Origin of the sequence: Bacillus sp. Nf3 (genome assembly GCF_003028545.1) — a bacterium.
Taxonomy (GTDB): Bacteria; Bacillota; Bacilli; order Bacillales; family Bacillaceae; genus Bacillus; species Bacillus safensis.
This window is the reverse complement of the sequence record NZ_PYUA01000002.1, coordinates 361,607-379,140: the sequence shown is the minus strand read 5'-3', so window position 1 is coordinate 379,140 and position 17,534 is coordinate 361,607. Positions and strand designations below refer to the sequence as shown.

21 protein-coding genes are annotated in these 17,534 nt (G+C 40.5%); 3 read left to right on the top strand and 18 right to left on the bottom strand.

Annotated features, from left to right (window positions below; translation table 11 throughout):
* Positions 1-24 precede the first annotated feature (24 nt).
* The 3 genes from C9414_RS06700 to C9414_RS06690 all read right to left on the bottom strand — a co-directional run bounded on the left by C9414_RS06700 (position 25) and on the right by C9414_RS06690 (position 3,114).
* On the bottom strand, positions 25-798 hold the full coding sequence (locus tag C9414_RS06700) for a class I SAM-dependent methyltransferase (RefSeq protein WP_107163314.1): 774 nt from the start codon (positions 796-798) through the stop codon (positions 25-27).
* 85 nt (positions 799-883) lie between these two features.
* The gene (fdhA, locus tag C9414_RS06695; RefSeq protein WP_024423097.1) at positions 884-2,098 is read right to left on the bottom strand and encodes a formaldehyde dehydrogenase, glutathione-independent; all 1,215 of its coding nucleotides are present in this window, start codon (positions 2,096-2,098) and stop codon (positions 884-886) included.
* Between the two features lie 413 nt (positions 2,099-2,511).
* The gene (locus tag C9414_RS06690) at positions 2,512-3,114 is read right to left on the bottom strand and encodes a class I SAM-dependent methyltransferase (protein WP_047201970.1); all 603 of its coding nucleotides are present in this window, start codon (positions 3,112-3,114) and stop codon (positions 2,512-2,514) included.
* A gap of 267 nt (positions 3,115-3,381) precedes the next feature.
* On the opposite strand from C9414_RS06690, the gene C9414_RS21305 reads away from it, so the two are divergent.
* Positions 3,382-3,507: a YjcZ family sporulation protein gene (locus tag C9414_RS21305; RefSeq protein ID WP_008342643.1), complete on the top strand. Its 126-nt coding sequence runs from the start codon at positions 3,382-3,384 to the stop codon at positions 3,505-3,507.
* 43 nt (positions 3,508-3,550) lie between these two features.
* Here C9414_RS21305 and C9414_RS20155 read toward each other — a convergent pair whose 3' ends face one another.
* The 7 genes from C9414_RS20155 to C9414_RS06655 all read right to left on the bottom strand — a co-directional run bounded on the left by C9414_RS20155 (position 3,551) and on the right by C9414_RS06655 (position 8,233).
* Positions 3,551-3,712 (bottom strand): hypothetical protein, encoded by a 162-nt coding sequence (locus C9414_RS20155; protein WP_155267112.1) that lies wholly within the window; start codon positions 3,710-3,712, stop codon positions 3,551-3,553.
* 160 nt (positions 3,713-3,872) lie between these two features.
* Positions 3,873-4,007: a YrzI family small protein gene (locus C9414_RS06680; protein ID WP_064497892.1), complete on the bottom strand. Its 135-nt coding sequence runs from the start codon at positions 4,005-4,007 to the stop codon at positions 3,873-3,875.
* Between the two features lie 451 nt (positions 4,008-4,458).
* Positions 4,459-4,689: a YrhC family protein gene (locus C9414_RS06675; RefSeq protein ID WP_034279976.1), complete on the bottom strand. Its 231-nt coding sequence runs from the start codon at positions 4,687-4,689 to the stop codon at positions 4,459-4,461.
* Between the two features lie 72 nt (positions 4,690-4,761).
* Positions 4,762-5,910 carry a bifunctional cystathionine gamma-lyase/homocysteine desulfhydrase gene (locus tag C9414_RS06670; protein ID WP_039180222.1) on the bottom strand — a complete coding sequence of 383 codons (1,149 nt, stop codon included), beginning with the start codon at positions 5,908-5,910 and terminating at the stop codon, positions 4,762-4,764.
* Position 5,911: 1 nt separating this feature from the next.
* Positions 5,912-6,835, bottom strand: a complete 924-nt coding sequence (locus C9414_RS06665; protein ID WP_107163313.1) for a PLP-dependent cysteine synthase family protein — start codon at positions 6,833-6,835, stop codon at positions 5,912-5,914.
* Positions 6,836-6,881: 46 nt separating this feature from the next.
* A complete protein-coding gene (gene mtnN, locus C9414_RS06660; RefSeq protein ID WP_024423101.1) occupies positions 6,882-7,577 on the bottom strand; it encodes a 5'-methylthioadenosine/S-adenosylhomocysteine nucleosidase in 696 nt (231 codons plus the stop codon).
* 14 nt (positions 7,578-7,591) lie between these two features.
* Complete coding sequence (locus C9414_RS06655) at positions 7,592-8,233, bottom strand: class I SAM-dependent DNA methyltransferase (RefSeq protein ID WP_107163312.1); 642 nt, start codon at positions 8,231-8,233, stop codon at positions 7,592-7,594.
* Positions 8,234-8,419: 186 nt separating this feature from the next.
* Between C9414_RS06655 and C9414_RS06650 the strand changes: the two genes are divergently transcribed.
* Positions 8,420-8,623 carry a YrzA family protein gene (locus C9414_RS06650; protein WP_024423103.1) on the top strand — a complete coding sequence of 68 codons (204 nt, stop codon included), beginning with the start codon at positions 8,420-8,422 and terminating at the stop codon, positions 8,621-8,623.
* 38 nt (positions 8,624-8,661) lie between these two features.
* Here the strand turns inward: C9414_RS06650 and C9414_RS06645 are convergent, their stop codons facing one another.
* The 3 genes from C9414_RS06645 to greA form a co-directional block, all read right to left on the bottom strand.
* Positions 8,662-9,327 (bottom strand): YrrS family protein, encoded by a 666-nt coding sequence (locus C9414_RS06645; protein WP_095409110.1) that lies wholly within the window; start codon positions 9,325-9,327, stop codon positions 8,662-8,664.
* Positions 9,328-9,394: 67 nt separating this feature from the next.
* A complete protein-coding gene (locus C9414_RS06640) occupies positions 9,395-11,137 on the bottom strand; it encodes a peptidoglycan D,D-transpeptidase FtsI family protein (RefSeq protein WP_107163311.1) in 1,743 nt (580 codons plus the stop codon).
* Positions 11,138-11,187: 50 nt separating this feature from the next.
* On the bottom strand, positions 11,188-11,661 hold the full coding sequence (gene greA / locus C9414_RS06635; protein ID WP_047202506.1) for a transcription elongation factor GreA: 474 nt from the start codon (positions 11,659-11,661) through the stop codon (positions 11,188-11,190).
* 624 nt (positions 11,662-12,285) lie between these two features.
* On the opposite strand from greA, the gene C9414_RS06630 reads away from it, so the two are divergent.
* Positions 12,286-12,639 (top strand): Ig-like domain-containing protein, encoded by a 354-nt coding sequence (locus tag C9414_RS06630; RefSeq protein WP_047202505.1) that lies wholly within the window; start codon positions 12,286-12,288, stop codon positions 12,637-12,639.
* A 52-nt stretch (positions 12,640-12,691) separates the two neighbouring features.
* On the opposite strand, the gene udk is transcribed toward C9414_RS06630, so the two are convergent.
* The 5 genes from udk to mltG form a co-directional block, all read right to left on the bottom strand.
* Positions 12,692-13,324: a uridine kinase gene (gene udk / locus C9414_RS06625; RefSeq protein ID WP_024423106.1), complete on the bottom strand. Its 633-nt coding sequence runs from the start codon at positions 13,322-13,324 to the stop codon at positions 12,692-12,694.
* A gap of 7 nt (positions 13,325-13,331) precedes the next feature.
* Positions 13,332-14,600: a peptidase U32 family protein gene (locus C9414_RS06620; RefSeq protein WP_107163310.1), complete on the bottom strand. Its 1,269-nt coding sequence runs from the start codon at positions 14,598-14,600 to the stop codon at positions 13,332-13,334.
* Between the two features lie 20 nt (positions 14,601-14,620).
* Positions 14,621-15,550: a peptidase U32 family protein gene (locus tag C9414_RS06615; protein WP_039180246.1), complete on the bottom strand. Its 930-nt coding sequence runs from the start codon at positions 15,548-15,550 to the stop codon at positions 14,621-14,623.
* Complete coding sequence (locus tag C9414_RS06610; RefSeq protein WP_107163309.1) at positions 15,547-16,212, bottom strand: O-methyltransferase; 666 nt, start codon at positions 16,210-16,212, stop codon at positions 15,547-15,549. The genes C9414_RS06615 and C9414_RS06610 overlap by 4 nt, the downstream gene beginning before the upstream one ends.
* 211 nt (positions 16,213-16,423) lie before the next feature.
* Entirely contained in the window at positions 16,424-17,506 is a 1,083-nt protein-coding gene (gene mltG, locus C9414_RS06605) for an endolytic transglycosylase MltG (protein ID WP_047203368.1), read from the bottom strand.
* Between the last annotated feature and the right edge of the window lie 28 nt (positions 17,507-17,534).

The window sequence follows — 17,534 nt, the reverse complement described above, 5'->3', positions numbered from 1 at the left end:
ATGACTGGTTTGAATGAATTGCTTTTACCCTTTCCTGAAAAGAGCAATCCAGTCATCTACCTCTATTGATCCTATTTGATCCTCTGTCTTTTTCAATCTATAATATTGCTTTATCTTCTCGTTAGCATCTAACAAGTATTTTGTAACGATCTCTTCTTCCTTTAAAGTTTTCGTTGTTCGCTTGACCCATTCCTGAAAAGGATAACGTTTTTTTCGTTCCATTGATCTCACTTCTTTTAATCCCTCTTCTAAAAACAATTTCCCCCATTGTTTTGTCGATAGACAGGAGACATGACTTGGGTCTCTCAATCGTTCCAGCTCATTGATAAATAGTGCAAGCTCTTCATCATTTGGAGAAACATTATCAATAAAGAAAAACAGACCATTTGACTTTAATACACGAGATGCCTCTTTGGCAAACTGTTCAGGGTGCGGGAAATGGTGTGCTGCAATTCGGCATGTGACCATATCAAATGTGCCATCTAAAAAAGGAAGGCTTTCTGCATCCGCTACTACATAAAAAATTTGTGGATACGCTTTTAAATGAAGTGATGTATGAGAAAGCATGTCTTTCGTTAAATCCGTCGCAAACACTTGTTTCACATATGGAGCCAGTGTTTTTGCGGTATGCCCGCCACCAGTTGCTATATCGAGAACGACCCAGCTTTCTTCTGGAGCTGCCCATTCAACAATGAGATCTAGGTCTGCTCCCTTTGCATGAGTTTGACTCGTCACATACTTTTCTGCATTTCTCCCAAATTGTTCTATAACTCTTCTTTTGGCTTGATCTGCATTCATCTGATTCCTCCCCTTTGAAATAGATTGGATTTTCCACAATAAAGAGCCGTCCCATTTTATTGAGCGGCTCCTTTCATGTTAAAAATTATCGAGAAAGCATCCCGTGCGGGTCAATGACAAATTTCTTCGCCACACCCGAATCAAAGTCACTATATCCTTTAGGGGCTTGATCAAGGTCAATGACGGTCGCATTGACGGCTTTGGCGATCTGTGCTCTTCCGCTTAAAATGGATTTCATTAAACTGCGATGATATTGCATAACAGGGGTTTGACCTGTCACAAAGGTATGAGCTTTCGCCCAGCCAAGTCCAATTCGCACTTTCAGAGAACCGACTTTTGCATCGGCATCCACTGCTCCTGGATCTTCTGTGACGTAAAGCCCTGGAATTCCAAGCTTGCCGCCAACTTTGGTAATATCCATAATTGTATTTAAAACGGTCGCTGGTGCTTCTCCCTGATCTCCATGACCCGAAGCTTCAAAGCCGACACAATCGACAGCACAATCGACTTCTGGCTCCCCTAAAATATTCGTAATTTGTTCGCCGATTCGATCATGTTTTCGTAAATTGATCGTCTCGCAGCCGAAGCTTCTTGCCTGCTCCAGTCTTTGCTCATTCAAATCTCCAACAATCACAGCAGATGCGCCAAGAAGCTGAGCCGAATGGGCTGCTGCAAGACCTACTGGGCCAGCACCTGCAATATATACGGTCGAACCAGGCTTTACTCCTGCCGTATAAGCACCATGAAAACCTGTCGGGAAAATATCAGAAAGCATTGTCAGATCAAGGATTTTTTCCATCGCTTGATCTTTGTCTGGAAATTTGAGCAGCTGAAAATCTGCATATGGAACCATGACATACTCGGATTGACCGCCAACCCATCCGCCCATATCTACATATCCATAGGCAGAGCCTGGACGGTCCGGGTTTACATTTAAGCACACATGGGTTTTTTGTTCCTTACACATGACGCAGCGTCCGCATGCAATATTAAACGGAACGGATACGAGATCTCCTTTTTGAATAAACTCCACATCTCGCCCAACTTCAACGACTTCACCTGTAATTTCATGACCAAGGACAAGTCCTTCAGGTGCAGTCGTACGCCCTCTTACCATGTGTTGATCACTTCCGCAAATATTCGTCGTCACTACTTTTAAAATGACGCCATGCTCACATTTGCGCCCCACATTGGCTTTAGGTACACCCGGGCCATCTTTTAAGACCAAATCAGGGTATCCAATATCCTCAACTGCTACTTTTCCTGCTCCTTTATAAACGACACCTTTGTTTCCCGACATGATTTCATTCCTCCCTTTTGTTTAAAAATGAAGTCTCTACAATTTTCTCTATTTCTTAAGCAATTTCCTTCTTCAAACCGCACATTATGTGAAAAAGAAGGAGATACATGTCTACGTGAGAAAGAAAAATGTGTCTTCCAGTGAAATAAAAAAGAAAATATTGAAAAAAAAGCTAAACTTTTGAAGAATGGTGTCGATATAATAAATAAGCCAGACAGGTATCCTTAATCGACAAACAAATTCCTTATATATACTATCATTCCTTACACACCTGGCTGGCGCCTACCTTACATACAAAAGGCTCTTCTGATGAAGAGCCTTTATTTATTTTTACATTCGATTGCAGGCAAAGAGGCTCCTCTGACGAAGAGCCTCTTTTTGAGTGCTTGTTCATTACCTGGGAAATATTTTCATCATTTTAAAGCTTTGATACAAATGTATGTATCATAGTGATAAACCGAGACTTCTCTAAAGTGATATGCTGAAAACAGACGGCTGATCTCTTGTTCACTGTACGATGAAAAAGATGTTGACCGTTTTTGTTCCTTTATCAGCTCCTGCTTTTGAAAAGATAAAAATACTTCACCATCCACTTGAAGGACTCGGTACACTTCCTTCATAACTTGCTCAATATCCTTCAAGTAATAGATCGTCTGCACCGTAAATAATTTATTGAATGATCTGTCTTCAAAAGGTAATTGCTCAGCCTTGCCAAGCGTAATAACGGCTTTGTCCTGTTCCGCAAGCTTCTTATGTTTTCTTTTTGCATATTTAATCATATGACGAGAGGCATCCACTCCATATACTTTTCCGCGGTCAAGTTTTTCTGCTACCTTTGATAAGGTGATGCCTCTTCCAGTCCCAATTTCTAAAATTCGGTCATTTTCTTGTATATTTAAGAGTTGAAGCGTCCATTCATTGATATTATGATGATTTTTTTCCATATAGCGGGCAACCCATTTTGAGAACAAGCCTTTTGGTTCCCTCATTTGTTTTCCAATCCAGCTTTGAATCAATGTTAACACCTGCTTTTCACCAGTAAATATAACTATTTACAAATTTTCTTACTTTTCATATCGGCTCTCACCTAACAAAAATTAAGACCTAGTCCTAATTTATTTGTCCTTTATAAGACGCTCCTTTTCAGAAAATGTTTCGCAGAAAGTGAAAATTTTTTGACCTGAATAGGCGTTTTCATTATTTGTGCTCAGATTGATTTCGTTTTCTGCATGAGCTGCATAATTTATAAATGTATCTTGATAAGATAAAGGTGGTGCTAGATTATGGGCTTTGGCGGTTATTCTGGAGGCTACTGCGGTGGCTACGGTGGCGGTTTTGCAGGCGGATTCGCATTGCTTGTTGTACTGTTCATTTTGTTGATCATCATTGGTGCAAGCTGGATTTGCTAATGTAAAAGGAGCAGGAAACCATGACGTTTCCTGCTCCTTTTCTTTAATACCAATAAGTCCGGTACTGATACATATAACGTCTGAGCATTTCCTCTTGCTCTCTTTGCATGCGGTATGGATTGCCGTACCCGTGCTTTAAGGAATGCGGAATAGATGCATATCCGTGCCCAACAGACGGAAATCTCATATATGGTGACATCGACATTTATTGATCACCTCACAATCTCCTTTTACGGTTATCATATGTGCAGGTGATCAATGTGGAGCGTGTCTAAACCTGGTCCTTCTCCCTCGTATAACAATCAAGCATGGCAAGCATCATAAACATGTCAATCTCCTCCTTTTCACTTTTTTCATTTCCTGTTTTAGTTCATATACTTTAGTTGTTTCTGTTTCATTTCTTCATAAAATGTTTCGACTTCTTGTTCGTAAAGAACAGTCTCAATATCCTTGTATTTACGTTTGATCGTCAATGTAATAAAAAATAAATGGATTGTCATATACGCTCACCTCCCTTCAGTTCGCAGCACGCGAAATAGCCCGCAGATCTTCTTTATCAGTTGACCTGCGGGCACACAAAAATACAGCTCAAAAGACATTGTCTTCCAACCTGCAATGGATGATACGTGTGAAATCCTCGTTTACTACTTAAACAGTTATAAAGCGTGCACCGTATAAGGCAAAGGAAGAACACGAACTCTTCCACAGGCTGATGACATGATGAAATTGTTGGTTGAATTGATCACAAGTAGATACGAATAACATATTCTTCAGCCTCCTTTACGTTTTTTTAATTACTTTGTAAGTATATCCAGCAAGCACCATTTTGTAAACCTGTTTTTAGTAATATAGATGATTTTTGTGTTTTTGACTAAATTTCTACAGTTATTCTTGTCCGATTGTCCAATACAATGAAAAAAGCCCCCTCAGGCACATGAGGAGGCTTTCGAATTAATCTTCATCTAATTCTTGCAGTTTCTTTTGAAAGAAAATCGCACGTTTAACACAAACAAAAGCTGCTAATAAGAAAACACAATCTATTCCCATCATCAGCATTTTTGGAGATGCTTCGATGTGCTGGTTCGGTAAGATCGTACCAATATATAAAAAGGTGCTGACAGCAAGCAAAATAAAAGCGTACTGCTTGTAATCTGTCACTAAATCACTCCACTTTTTCTTCACTTGTTTCACCTTCCAGTTATCAATGTCTATTCATAGCTTAACATAGTGAGAGAAAGCGAGGAGCATGTAAATCTATCCATTCGCCAGCGCGCTAAGTCCTTGCTTGATATCATGTAGTAAATCATCAACATCTTCAATCCCAACGGAAATACGAATTAAACCATCTGTGATGCCAAGCTCCTCCCTGCGGTCTTTTGGAATGGACGCATGGGTCATCCGGGCAGGGACAGAAATTAAGCTTTCTACTGCTCCAAGGCTTTCTGCGATCGTAAACAGCTTTAGCTGGCTCAAAAATACATCAACATGTTCTTCTTTTCCAATATCAAAAGAGATCATTCCGCCGAAGCCAGATGCTTGTGTTTTCGCAAGTTCATGGCCAGGATGAGTACCGAGACCTGGATAATAAACACGTGTGACAGCTGGATGTTGCTTTAAAAACTCAGCGATTTTCTGTGCATTTTGTTGATGTGCTTCCATTCTTAGCCCAAGTGTTTTCATCCCTCTCATGAGAAGCCATGAATCCTGCGGTCCAAGGATTCCGCCTGTCGAGTTTTGAACAAAGTGCAGTTCTTCCCCAAGCTCTTTCGTCGCTGTGACGACAAGCCCGCCTACGACATCACTATGACCGCCTAAATATTTAGTCGCACTGTGCAGAACAATGTCCGCGCCATATTCAATCGGCTTTTGGAAATACGGTGTGAAAAATGTATTATCGACAATCATCAAGATGTTGGCTTCCTTTGTCAATTCGCCAATCGCTTTTAGATCCGTCATTTTGAGTAAAGGATTGGTTGGTGATTCAATGTAAACGGCTTTTGTTTCAGGTAAAATGGCTTTTTTCACCGCTTCAGGATCACTTGTGTCAACAAAGGTTGCAGTAATGCCAATTCGGTTTAGCACCTTTGTGATGACGCGGTAGGTTCCGCCGTACACGTCATCTGTCAGGACAATATGATCCCCGCTGTTAAACAGCATCATCACCGCCGTAATGGCTGCCATCCCTGAACCAAATGCGTAGCCGTTTGCTCCTCCTTCAAGATCACGAATGACTGTTTCCAGGGCTGTTCTTGTTGGATTTGCTGTTCTGGAGTATTCATACCCCGTATGTTCGCCTGCTTTCGGTTGCTTATACGTGCTCACTTGGTAAATAGGTACAGACACGGCGCCTGTTCTTTCATCACCCGTTGTTCCGCTGTGAATCATCATTGTTTTTGGTTTCATTCTATTTTCCTCCCTCATAAATTCCTTTACTTAAATATCGCTCACTGCTGTCAGGAAAAATGGTGACAATGACTGTCCCAGGTGCTGCTTTCTTTGCTTCCTCTAAAGCGGCAAATAAAGCGGCACCAGAAGAACTGCCGATGAGAACACCTTCTTTTTCAGCTGCTTCTTTCACCATTCGAAACGCATCATCATCACTGATAGTGTAAATTTCATCGAATAAAGCCTGCTCCATATAATCTGGGATAAATTCAAGACCAATTCCTTCCGTTCTATGCGGGCCCGGATCCCCACCATTTAAAATTGACCCTTCAGGCTCCACAACAACCGTTTTTAACGACGGATGCTGCTCTTTTAAATAGGCGGCACAACCTTGAAAAGTCCCGCCAGATCCTGCTCCTGCGACGAATACATCGATATTCCCTTTTAAGTCGGACCATAATTCCGGACCGAGTGTTCTGTAGTAAGTCAATGGATTTACTTGGTTTTTAAATTGTAAAACACAATAGGCATTGTCAAGGCTTGCCTCTAGTTCAAGGGCTCGATCAATCGCACCCTTCATGCCTTCTTTTCTCGGCGTATGAATAATCTCTGCACCGAGCGCCTTCATCACCTGTTGTTTTTCTTGACTAAAATGTTCTGGTACACAAAAAATGGTCTGCAATTGATGCTTTCTTGCACTTAGGGCAAGCCCAATTCCTGTGTTTCCAGCAGTTGCTTCAATAATGGTTCCGCCTGGACGCAGTTTGCCAGATGCTAATGCTTCTCTGATGAGCATATCACCTAAACGATCTTTAATACTTCCACCTGGATTCATCATCTCAAGCTTTGCATACACCTCAACGCCTTCTGGGACGCCAATCCCTGACAGCTTTAAAAGCGGTGTGCGGCCAATTAATTCGGTAATATCCTTTATGACAGCCATATAATTCCCTTCCTTTGCATGGAAAAGAAGGGGGAAACCCCTTCTTTTATTGTGTTTGCTTTATCATACGCAAGACAAGGTCGGTTGAGTGAATCGCTGCTTGCTCAAGGAATTGATCAAAGGAGATATTGGATTCTTTCCCTGCAATATCTGATAGCGCACGAACGACAACAAATGGCGTACCAAAGAGCTGGCATACTTGTGCAACGGCCGCAGCTTCCATTTCCACCGCATATAGCTCTGGAAACTTCTCTCTTACAAACGCTACACGATCCGGATCATTCATAAATGAATCTCCTGTTGCAATTGTTCCTTTTGCCACTTGAATATGATCGATCTCTAAAGCAGATTCCTCTGCCAGCTTTACAAGCTTTTCATCTGCAATGAAAGCAGCTGGAAGTCCCGGCACTTGTCCATATTCGTAATCAAAGATGGTCACATCTACATCATGATGTCTCACATCAGTAGAGATGACAATATCACCTACATTTAATGAGTGATGGAAACCGCCAGCAGATCCTGTATTGATCACATAATCTGGCTGAAAGCGGTCAAGCAGTAATGTTGTGCTGACCGCTGCATTTACTTTTCCAATCCCTGATTTTAATAAAATCACTTCTTTATCTTCATAAACACCTGTTGTAAATTCACACCCAGCGATGTTTTCTTGTGTAGCATTCTTTAGTTGATCTCTTAAAATCGTCACTTCTTCTTCCATTGCACCTATAACTGCGATTTTCAAAACAAAACATCCTTTCATTCCCTTTTCTTTGCTTCTACGATCCAAACAAAATCATTCATTTGATGAAAGGATGTGCTAAAACCTTCTTCTTCAAAGATTTGCTTTAACACATCAATGGATGGATAATATTCCGTTTCTAAATCCTCTGCAAGCTGATCGAACCCTGCAGCTCTCGCTTTGTCGATTTCAGCTTGATGTGCTGCTTGATTTTGAAACATTGTATCAGCAAAGACTATTTTACCATCTGAGTGAAGGATGTTGCTATAGGTGTGAATGGCTTGTTTTTTTTCTTCATCCGTTAAATGGTGGAATGCATATGAGCTGACGATCGTATCCGGCTCAAAAGGCGGCGCTGGAAATGATAAAAAATCCCCATCATGAAATATATTTGGTATTCCTTTTTGAAGAGCTGCTTTCTTCATGGCATCTGATGGTTCAACACCAAACACGTTTTTATCAGCTGCAAGCAGGAGCACTGTTAGATTCCCCGTACCGCTTCCAAACTCAAGAACATATTGGCCTGAACGGCGGGTAATTTCTTTTAAAATAGCCGGATACCGGCGAAACACTTCTTTATACTGCTCGTCATGACCACTTACCGTGTCGTCATAAGAGTCAGCCCAATGATCAAATAAAGAAAGAAATTCACGTCCCATTTTCTTTCCCTCCACTTTATCTTTTTATTCCTATGCGTATAGTATGTTTTATTCCATCGAACAGTTCCTATCCTACCACAACTTCTGTTTCTTTCCTACTAAAAAATACTGGGAGAGGTAGAAAAACATTTGCCCTTCTGAGGGAGAGAGATTAAGATGAATGAAGAGTATAGAGAGGTGAATCAAATGGATTTTCAGCTGGATTTTTTAAAGGATAAAATTGAATTTTTTGAAGCAACATCTTTAAAAGAACTTGAACAAAAGATCCAAAAACAAATTGAACATAATCAGGCGATTCTGCTGACCGTTCATTCCGTCAGTCATCAAACGACCGTGATCGATGAGCGGATTTTGTATACAGCAGTTGTTCATTTTAAAGCGAATGTCTAAACAAAAAAGATAGCAAATATGCTATCTTTTTTTCATGTTTATCTTAATTTTTCAACCTTCACAGGTTTCCAGCCTTTTTCATCTACCCACGTAATTTCCACGCGGTAGCGTTCACCTGTTGATTTATCACGGATGGTTCCTTTTGCATCTTGAGGACCTCCGTTATTTCCTAACCAAAGAACGGTCATTTGATCTTCTGAAATTCCTGTCGCATAGGACATGGCTTTGATCATTTCTTTCCAGTCTTTTGAGCTCGAATCATAGGTTGCTGTATGTGAACCGGATTGCTCTGTTCCTACAGGCTCCCAGTCATCGTTTTCGTATGTTTTGTCGACGTCACTTGTTTTGCCGCCGTCTGTTTCTTTGGCATCTTTTAACGCATCTTTATTAGGTTTTTCTTCATCATCTGTCTTCTTCGTATCGTCGTCTTGATCAGATGAATCATCTTTTTTTGCATCTGAATCATCGGATGTGTCTTTCTTTGGATCTTTCACATCTTCTTCTGAGTTTTGTTTATTTTCACTTGTTGCAGGTGCCGTTTTTGATGGTTCTTTCGCTACATCTGGATCTTTCGGCTTATTAAAAATTAACAAACTCGATGCGACAACCAAAATAAGCACCACAACGATACCAATTAATATGTTAAGCACCATATTTGCCTTTCTGCGCTTATCACGATGTTCAAATCGAGAATTTCTACTCAAAATCTCTGCACTCCTTTGCCTCTGTTCCCTAAGTCGTTACTATTCTAACATGTCATGAAGGGATGTTCTATGTCTGTTTCTTTTCAATTTCATTGACCTTTTTTACAATATCATAAAACGCATCATTTGTCTTAGCCCGGCCACTTGTCTCGTCAAGGTGAACAACGACAAGGGCATATTTTGGTTTTTCTACCGGAAAGTATCCAGCAAACCACTTATGATAAAGCGGATTCCCCTTTTTGTCTTGACCGCCGGTTTGGGCAGTACCTGATTTCCCCGCTACATCGTATGGCAAATCTTGAAACCTTCTTCCGGTTCCCTTGTCAGAGGTCACCACCTGTCTTAAGAATTTTTGCAGCTTTTGCGCTGTATAGCGGTCTATGCTGCTCCCTTCAGGCCGTTTGTTTTGAAAGGTCAGCATCGTTGTTCCGTTTTGATACAGCACTTTTTCTGCGATTTTCACTTCTTTTCGTTCTCCTCCTCTTGCGATCGTAGCCATCATATTCGCGATTTGCAGAGGAGTCGTTTTGACATTTTTTTGTCCTATTGCGGTTTGTGCAATGGCTTTTTTGACATGCTTGTCTCTTTTATCTCCCCACACACTGCCTGTTTCTTCACGATCAAACTGTCTGAAGTGCTGCTTATGATAGACATCCCCTTCCCAGCCAGCTCGATCTAAGAGTCCAAGCTTTGCAGCCGTCTTTTCGATGATTTGATTATCTGTTTGAATGAGCCTTTCAGCAAGTGTCGCAAAGGTATAATTGCAGCTCTCTGAGAAACTGTCCGTCAGATTCAGCACTTCCTGTTTTCCTTCAGGCTCTCCATATAAATTCTTTCGACAGTCATACATGGTTTGTGGCTGGTCAAGGTTTTTTTCAATTGCTGCGGCAAGCACAGCCGTTTTAAAGACAGAGCCTGGTGCAATAGCTGTCAGCATGTAATTTCTTGCCTCATGCCGGTTTTTGCTTGTGACATTTGGGGTACTCGCCATCGCCAGTACACTGCTTTTTTCAATGTCGAGCAGAACGGCACCGCCTTTTTCAACGCCTTGTTCTTTGAGCACCTTTTCCATTTCAGCCTGCATGTCTTCATCTATTGTTGTCTGTACCTGAAGTGGATAAAAGGAATGAGCTTCTGCTGTATATTTGACGTCCATACCGAACAAAGGGTTTCCCCTTCCGTCCACATGATATAACAATTTTGTGTCTTGCTCAGGTAATAGAAATTCGTCAAAGGTGCTTTCCAGCCCAAATGTGCCGATTTCAGTACGAATGGAAAGTTCTTTTTTTTCAGGATACCGCTTTCTCAATAGTTCTGGATTCTCACTTGTGAAACCTAATGTGTGGAGGGCAAGTCTTTTTTTGTCCTTCTCTTTCATATATACGCCGTACACACCTGAATATTTCATATCATTGATGTCTTTCAGCTTTTTTTTCGAAATGTCATCTTTTAAAATGAGCGGTTTTTTCGTTTCTGTTAACTGTTTTTTGAGTTCATTCTCTTCTATCTCAAGAATAGAGGCGGTTTGCTGTAAGCGCGGAAGATCATATTGCAGGAAAGGAAATAAGATAACCGCGGGCTGTTCTTTTGTAAGAAGTGCTTGGCCTTTTCGATCTAAAAACTCACCGCGCCCGTCTGAAATGACGACTTCTTCTGTTCGCTGTTTGACACTTTCTTGTATTAAATTGATATCAAGCTTTGAAAACGATTCTGTGAAGAACAGCTGAATTTCTGCCAGTCTCATCAGAAGACCGAGAAATAGCATAAAAATAATCGCACCTGTCCATTGAATTCTTCTTTTTTTGCGCATAAAAACACCTCGTCCCTATTGTGGACGAGGTGTTTACCTGATAAACGTGATTATGAAATTTTTACAATTTGGACGAACATTTCTCCGCCAGGTGTTTGAACGGTTACTTTGTCGTCTACTTGTTTACCTAAAAGGCTTTTTGCAATCGGTGAATCGTTTGAAATCTTGCCTTCAAACGGATCAGCTTCTGCACTTCCCACAATAGTGTAAGACTCTTCTTCGCCGTCTGGTAATTCAACGAATGTCACCGTTTTACCAAGTGAAACAACATTTGAATTTCCTTCATCTTCGATAATTTTGGCATTACGAATCATATTATCAAGCGTTGTAATACGGCCTTCTACAAACGCCTGCTCTTCTTTAGCAGAATCATATTCCGAGTTTTCAGAGAGGTCTCCAAAACTTCTAGCGATTTTAATACGCTCTACTACCTCTTTACGTTTAACCGTTTTCAAATGTTCAAGCTCTTCTTCTAATTTACGCTTTCCTTCTTCTGTCATTGGAAATACTTTCTCTTGTGCCATGAATCATTCACTCCTTCTATTAATCCTCATCATACAAACTTTCTGCACATGAGTGACGACTGAAATATACAAGAATGAGGACATGTTCAGGCCCTCATTCCTTCTGTCCCATATTCGTAAAAGTCCATCTTACATGGCGTCCCTTTTAGATGCAACTATTATGCCTTTTATTAGACAGGACCACTCCGCAGCGGTCTAAAATCGCACAAACTGTGGAAAGGCACAGGAAGCTCCTGTACCTCGTTCGGCCATTTCGATCATATGTAGAAGAATAGCTTACCCATTCTCCATCTTCCAATACATAATATGGTCAGTGTACGATATGTCTATGCTATATTATTACAAAATTGCATTTTGATCAAGAATTGTTTGAAAATTTGTGATGATTTGTTTGTCGTTTTTTTAATATACTTTTTCAACTTCATTCTTTCGCTATGTGATAGTGATTTCTCCATCTGTACTTTTCTTCATTGTTTTTTTATCATATCAAACCCTCAAAATTTTTTCCGAGAATGCTGCTTTCATAAATGTTCACATATTATTAACAAATATTAACAAGGAAATATTTGGTTTTTGTTGAATTCTATCAATGCAAGACCAAATACATGCTAGGGAGTGTTTTAAATGAACATGAAGAAAACAATTGTTTCTGTTCTATCCATCTCTACCTTATCTTTTTCACTAATGGGCATGGCTTCAGCCAAAGAAACAGCGGATTTCACAGTCAATAACAATATATGCACTTCTGGATTGAAAACATTGGATATGATTTCGATTCAAGATTACAGTTTACCTATGAGAGTTGGTCAGGAGTGCTCAGTCTATAATGCTGCAGCAACACGTTATTGGACAGATAACCAGAGAGTTGCAACTGTTAGCTCTTTTGGAGTAGTAACCGCTCATTCAACTGGCCATGCCACTATCACTCTTTTTAAAGGAACGTCTGTCTTAGGACAAGTTTCCGTGACTGTTTATTAATATGATGCTGAAAAGACCTTTACAGTGTAAAGGTCTTTTTCTTCGCCACCATTTACTCTGCTCGGTTTTGAAGAATCGTTTGAATTTTTGTGACCATTAAGTCGATCGCCACATGGTTTTGACCGCCTTCTGGGATGATGATATCGGCGTATCGCTTTGTTGGTTCAATGAATTGATTATGCATCGGTCTGACAACAGATACATATTGTTCAATCACAGAATCGATCGACCGGCCTCTTTCCTTCGTATCGCGTAAAATGCGGCGGATGATGCGAAGGTCTGCATCTGTATCGACATACAGTTTAATATCCATTAAGTCTCTCAAACGTTCGTCTTCTAGTGCAAAAATGCCTTCAACGATGATGACATCCTTCGGCTCAACATGAACCGTCTCTTCTGAACGTGTGTTTAGTTTAAAATCATATATTGGTTTTTCAATGGATTCGTACCTTAAGAGCTGTTCCAAATGCTCAAACATCAGGTCATTGTCGAATGCAAGCGGATGATCATAGTTCGTGAGCAGGCGCTCTTCAAATGGCATATGACTTTGATTTTTGTAATATAAATCTTGCTGAAGCATGAGGATGGAATGTCCTTTAAATTTTTCATAGATTGAATTGGTGACGCTCGTTTTACCTGAACCCGAGCCGCCAGCAATACCAATGACAACTGGTTTACTCCTCATGTGGCTGTTATTTCCCCTTTCTCATCATATTGCTAGGGTATACTTTTTGATCAAGCTTGAATTTGACGATTTGCAGCGGATGACGAGCGGCATCTAGTTCATTTCCTTTTTCATCCCAAATCGTCTCAATTTTGCATGTGAAATTCTCAATTTCTGGTCCAAAGAATTCGACTTCGTCGCCTTGCTTAAAGAAGTTACGCTGCTGCAATGTCACGATTTGTTCTTTTTCATCATAATGAAGAACAAGACCTGCGAAATCAAATGTGGTTTTCTTTCCATGGATGCCAAACATTTGTTCATCTGTTCCTGGTACGCCTTCGAAAAAGGCTGGTGCTGTGTCACGGTTTGCGCATTTATCTAATTCATCTAACCATTCCTGCTGAATGACAAAATTGTCTGGATCAGCACAATACGCATCAATGACTTTACGATACACACTGACAACAGTGGCCACATAATGAATGGATTTCATCCGTCCTTCGATTTTTAAGCTGTCAATTCCCATTTCAATCATTTGAGGAATGGATTCAACAAGCTTCAAATCTTTTGGACTCATCGCAAATGGTGCATCTTCTTCATCAAATAATGGTGCTTCCTCAGAACCTTCTAGTTTATAAAGATCATAATCCCAGCGGCAGGACTGGCAGCAGCCGCCGCGGTTAGAATCTCTTGCCGTCATATGGTTACTGAGCACGCAGCGGCCAGAGTATGCGATACACATCGCACCATGAATAAAAGTTTCGATTTCAATATCTACCTTTTCCTTCATTTCTCTAATTTCTAGCGCACTTGTTTCACGTGCAAGCACCACACGCTCAAGCCCTTCATCCTTCCAAAATTGAACAGCTTTCCAATTTGAAAGAGATTGCTGTGTGCTTAAGTGGACTTCAAGCTTCGGTGCAACACGTTTACATGTTTCAATGATCAGTGGATCAGCTACGATAATGCCTGCTACTCCAGCGCCTTCAATCCCTTGAAGGTATTCCTCCAGCCCGTCCATGTTTTCATTGTGGGCGAAGATATTCGTTGTCACATAAATGCGTGCGCCATATTTGTTTGCAAATGCGACGCCCTCTGCCATTTCTTCAATTGAAAAGTTATCTGCATTAGAGCGAAGCCCGAATTCTTTCCCGCCAATAAAAACAGCGTCAGCTCCATAATGTACAGCAATTTTCAGCTTTTCCAAGTTTCCTGCGGGTGCAAGCAGTTCTGGTTTTTTTGTAATGACACGTTTCCCATCAATCATTTCAGAAATACCATCTTTCAATAATGCCATTTCCTCTGCCTCCTCTTATATTAATAAACCGTTTCTTTAAAGAAGAATCCTGTATCAATCGAACGATTCACTGGCTGAATCTCTTCAATTCGCTTCACCCAGTCCTCTTTCTGATCTTCATACGCGTCTTTGTCAGTCGTTAGTAAATCAATTGCTTTTCTATAAAGTGATGTCACCTCTGTCATATAAGAAAGTGACTTTAAAATTCCGTCAATTTTAAATGAGTCAATGCCTGCGTCAACAAACTCTTCTAATTCGTCAATCATACACACATCATTTGGACTCATAATATGCGTCCCGTTTGCATCCTCGAAAATAGGGTATTTGTTTTGACGCTCTTGGTCATGCAGGAATAGCCCTTCCTCCATATGTCTGCCTACGACATCCATTTGTTTGCCCTGGTATTCAAAGTAGTTGCCGATGAGCGTACGTTTTGATTGAAACATACATGTCATGCCATGGACTTGAATTTCAATCTCCACCTCAGCATTTTCTTTGATGTCGATCACACTGTCCATATTCAGCTCTTTTGCAAGAACAGCACGTGATGCGCCTTTTCTACCCCAGTAGTTACAAGTGTAATAGTTTGTCCCAGTCGTTTCTGTACTCCAGTGAAGATTCAGGTTCACTCCTGTTTCTTTTGCCGCCATAATTACGGCTGGGTCTCCAAAGACGACACCGTCCACGTTTAATGAATCGAGAAAAGTTAAATAATCTCCAAGCAGCTGCACGCGGTCATTATGAAAAATTGCATTCATCGCCACATACACTTTTTTGTGATGGGCATGTGCAAGCTCAACCGTTTGTTTCACATCTTCTCTTGAAAACTCACCTGCAAGACGAATACCGTATGTTTGTTCGCCTATTAAGAATGCATCAGCTCCTGCCTCAATTAATGGCATGACGTCTGACACGCTGCTTGGCGTCACAAGCAATTCTGGTTTCTTCATGTTTGGTCACCTCTTTTTGTACTAATGGCGATCCCGTCTCCAACTGGAATAATACACGTTTGGAAATCAGGGTTTGACATGAGCCATTGATTGTATCGATCAATTTTTCCAATTAATTGTTTTTTTCGTTTATCTTCAATTTCTTCTTCATAATTCGTTGCCACTAAGCCTTTGAATAATACATTGTCTGTAATAATCATTCCGTCATGAGCGAGCATCGGTTCAAACAATTCAAAAAAACGCTTGTACTGCCCTTTTGCAGCATCAATAAAAATTACATCATAGGGCGCCATCGTTTGGACCGTTTTAGCCGATTCCATCGCATCACCAAAAAACACGTGTATTCTTTCTTTTAACTTTAATTCTTCAATGTTCCGTGTCGCTTCTTCATAGCGCTTTGCATTTCGCTCAATCGTATAAATCTCAGCATCTGGCAGAGCTGTTGCCATTCGAATGGCGGAATAGCCAATCGCTGTCCCAACCTCAAGAATTTTCTTCGGCTTTTTCATCGAAAGAAGCTGCAGTAAAAGCTCGATGCTCACCTTTTCCATAATTGGCACATGATGCTCTTTTGCATATATCTCTAATTGAGCGATTGCATCAGGACTTGGGTGAATTAAATGTTCAATATAATCATTTATTCGATCATCTTCGATAGTCATTATCTGTCTAGCTCCTTCATGACCTGAAAAAGAAGAGTCCTGCCTATTGCAGCTCTCTTTCTCGTCAATCTTTCGTTCATCTAAGTAAAAACAACCCGATATATTTTACCACAAAGAAGTGGTAATTGCGAACCTATAAAATGGATATTCCAACGAAAAAAACTGCAGGCAATCTCGTATTGTCTACAGTCTTTTTCGATTCACTTGTACGTTAATTGCTGCCTGTGATGTATTTTGCTTTTGCTTTATTATGCTCATTTAACGTTTTCGTAAATACGACTTCTCCATTTTTCTTCGCAAGGAAGTAAACGTAATCTGTTTTCTCTGGATGCAGTGCTGCTTTCCAAGAGGATTCACCAGCATTTGCAATAGGTCCAGGCGGCAGCCCTTTGTTGTTATACGTGTTATAAGGAGATTTCACTTTTAGGTCTTTGTAATACACACGGGATTTATGCTCACCAAGTGCATAAAGAACGGTTGGGTCAGTTTGAAGCGGCATGTCCTTTTTCAACCGGTTATAGAATACACTTGAGATTTTTGCCCGATCTGTCTTTTCTGTTGCTTCCATTTCAATGAGTGATGCCATCGTTAACACATCATGTATGGACATGTTTCTCTTTTTCATGTCTTTTTCATACGTTTTCACGTATTGATCTGTTTGTTTAATCATCGTTTCAATGATCGTTTCGAGTGATTCATCCTCACGATAAAATGGATACGTAGCAGGGAATAAGTAACCCTCTAACGGATGTTTCACCTGTTTCCCATTCACCTGTGATGTCACGGTTTTCGGATATTTTTTCATTAGTGTTTGAATAAAAGCAGGATCATCCAGCTTTGCTTCAACTTCCTTCGCTGAAAAATTCGTCTGATTTGCAATAATGGCTGCAATATCAGATAGCTGTCTTCCCTCTGGAATCACAAGCTGAAAGGCGTAATCAGTCCCGCCAGATGTCAGCTTTTTGATCAGCGTGTCTGCGTCCATTGTTTGTTTCAAATGAAAATAACCCGCTTTAAAGCCGGACGCATTTTTGTATTTTGCATAATAAGTGAAAATCGTGTCATTCGAAATGAGCCCATTTTCTTTTAAAATGCCCGCAATTTCGCGCACAGATGTCCCATTTGGAATATGAATATTAATCGTTTGTTTACTTTTTTGATCGACCGGTCCGAGTGCTGATTTAACATATATAAACCCTGATAATGCTGCAATGATGATGACAGCAAGGACAGATAACAGGACGATCCCCATTTTTCTTTTGAAGAATGGTCGTTTCTTTTGTTCTGAAAACATGCATGGCCCTCCTCACATCTAGCTTTTA

What these genes read in the sequence shown, in the direction of transcription:
- C9414_RS06665 (WP_107163313.1), bottom strand. Translation starts at nt 6,835, where the DNA reads ATGGCTGTCATAAAGGATATTACCGAATTAATTGGCCGCACACCGCTT.
- C9414_RS20155 (WP_155267112.1), bottom strand. Translation starts at nt 3,712, where the DNA reads ATGTCGATGTCACCATATATGAGATTTCCGTCTGTTGGGCACGGATAT.
- C9414_RS06620 (WP_107163310.1), bottom strand. Translation starts at nt 14,600, where the DNA reads ATGGCATTATTGAAAGATGGTATTTCTGAAATGATTGATGGGAAACGT.
- C9414_RS06680 (WP_064497892.1), bottom strand. Translation starts at nt 4,007, where the DNA reads ATGACAATCCATTTATTTTTTATTACATTGACGATCAAACGTAAATAC.
- C9414_RS06655 (WP_107163312.1), bottom strand. Translation starts at nt 8,233, where the DNA reads ATGGGACGTGAATTTCTTTCTTTATTTGATCATTGGGCTGACTCTTAT.
- C9414_RS06630 (WP_047202505.1), top strand. Translation starts at nt 12,286, where the DNA reads ATGAACATGAAGAAAACAATTGTTTCTGTTCTATCCATCTCTACCTTA.
- C9414_RS06670 (WP_039180222.1), bottom strand. Translation starts at nt 5,910, where the DNA reads ATGAAACCAAAAACAATGATGATTCACAGCGGAACAACGGGTGATGAA.
- C9414_RS06640 (WP_107163311.1), bottom strand. Translation starts at nt 11,137, where the DNA reads ATGCGCAAAAAAAGAAGAATTCAATGGACAGGTGCGATTATTTTTATG.
- C9414_RS06700 (WP_107163314.1), bottom strand. Translation starts at nt 798, where the DNA reads ATGAATGCAGATCAAGCCAAAAGAAGAGTTATAGAACAATTTGGGAGA.
- C9414_RS06615 (WP_039180246.1), bottom strand. Translation starts at nt 15,550, where the DNA reads ATGAAGAAACCAGAATTGCTTGTGACGCCAAGCAGCGTGTCAGACGTC.
- greA (WP_047202506.1), bottom strand. Translation starts at nt 11,661, where the DNA reads ATGGCACAAGAGAAAGTATTTCCAATGACAGAAGAAGGAAAGCGTAAA.
- udk (WP_024423106.1), bottom strand. Translation starts at nt 13,324, where the DNA reads ATGAGGAGTAAACCAGTTGTCATTGGTATTGCTGGCGGCTCGGGTTCA.
- fdhA (WP_024423097.1), bottom strand. Translation starts at nt 2,098, where the DNA reads ATGTCGGGAAACAAAGGTGTCGTTTATAAAGGAGCAGGAAAAGTAGCA.
- C9414_RS06650 (WP_024423103.1), top strand. Translation starts at nt 8,420, where the DNA reads ATGGATTTTCAGCTGGATTTTTTAAAGGATAAAATTGAATTTTTTGAA.
- mltG (WP_047203368.1), bottom strand. Translation starts at nt 17,506, where the DNA reads ATGTTTTCAGAACAAAAGAAACGACCATTCTTCAAAAGAAAAATGGGG.
- C9414_RS21305 (WP_008342643.1), top strand. Translation starts at nt 3,382, where the DNA reads ATGGGCTTTGGCGGTTATTCTGGAGGCTACTGCGGTGGCTACGGTGGC.
- C9414_RS06610 (WP_107163309.1), bottom strand. Translation starts at nt 16,212, where the DNA reads ATGACTATCGAAGATGATCGAATAAATGATTATATTGAACATTTAATT.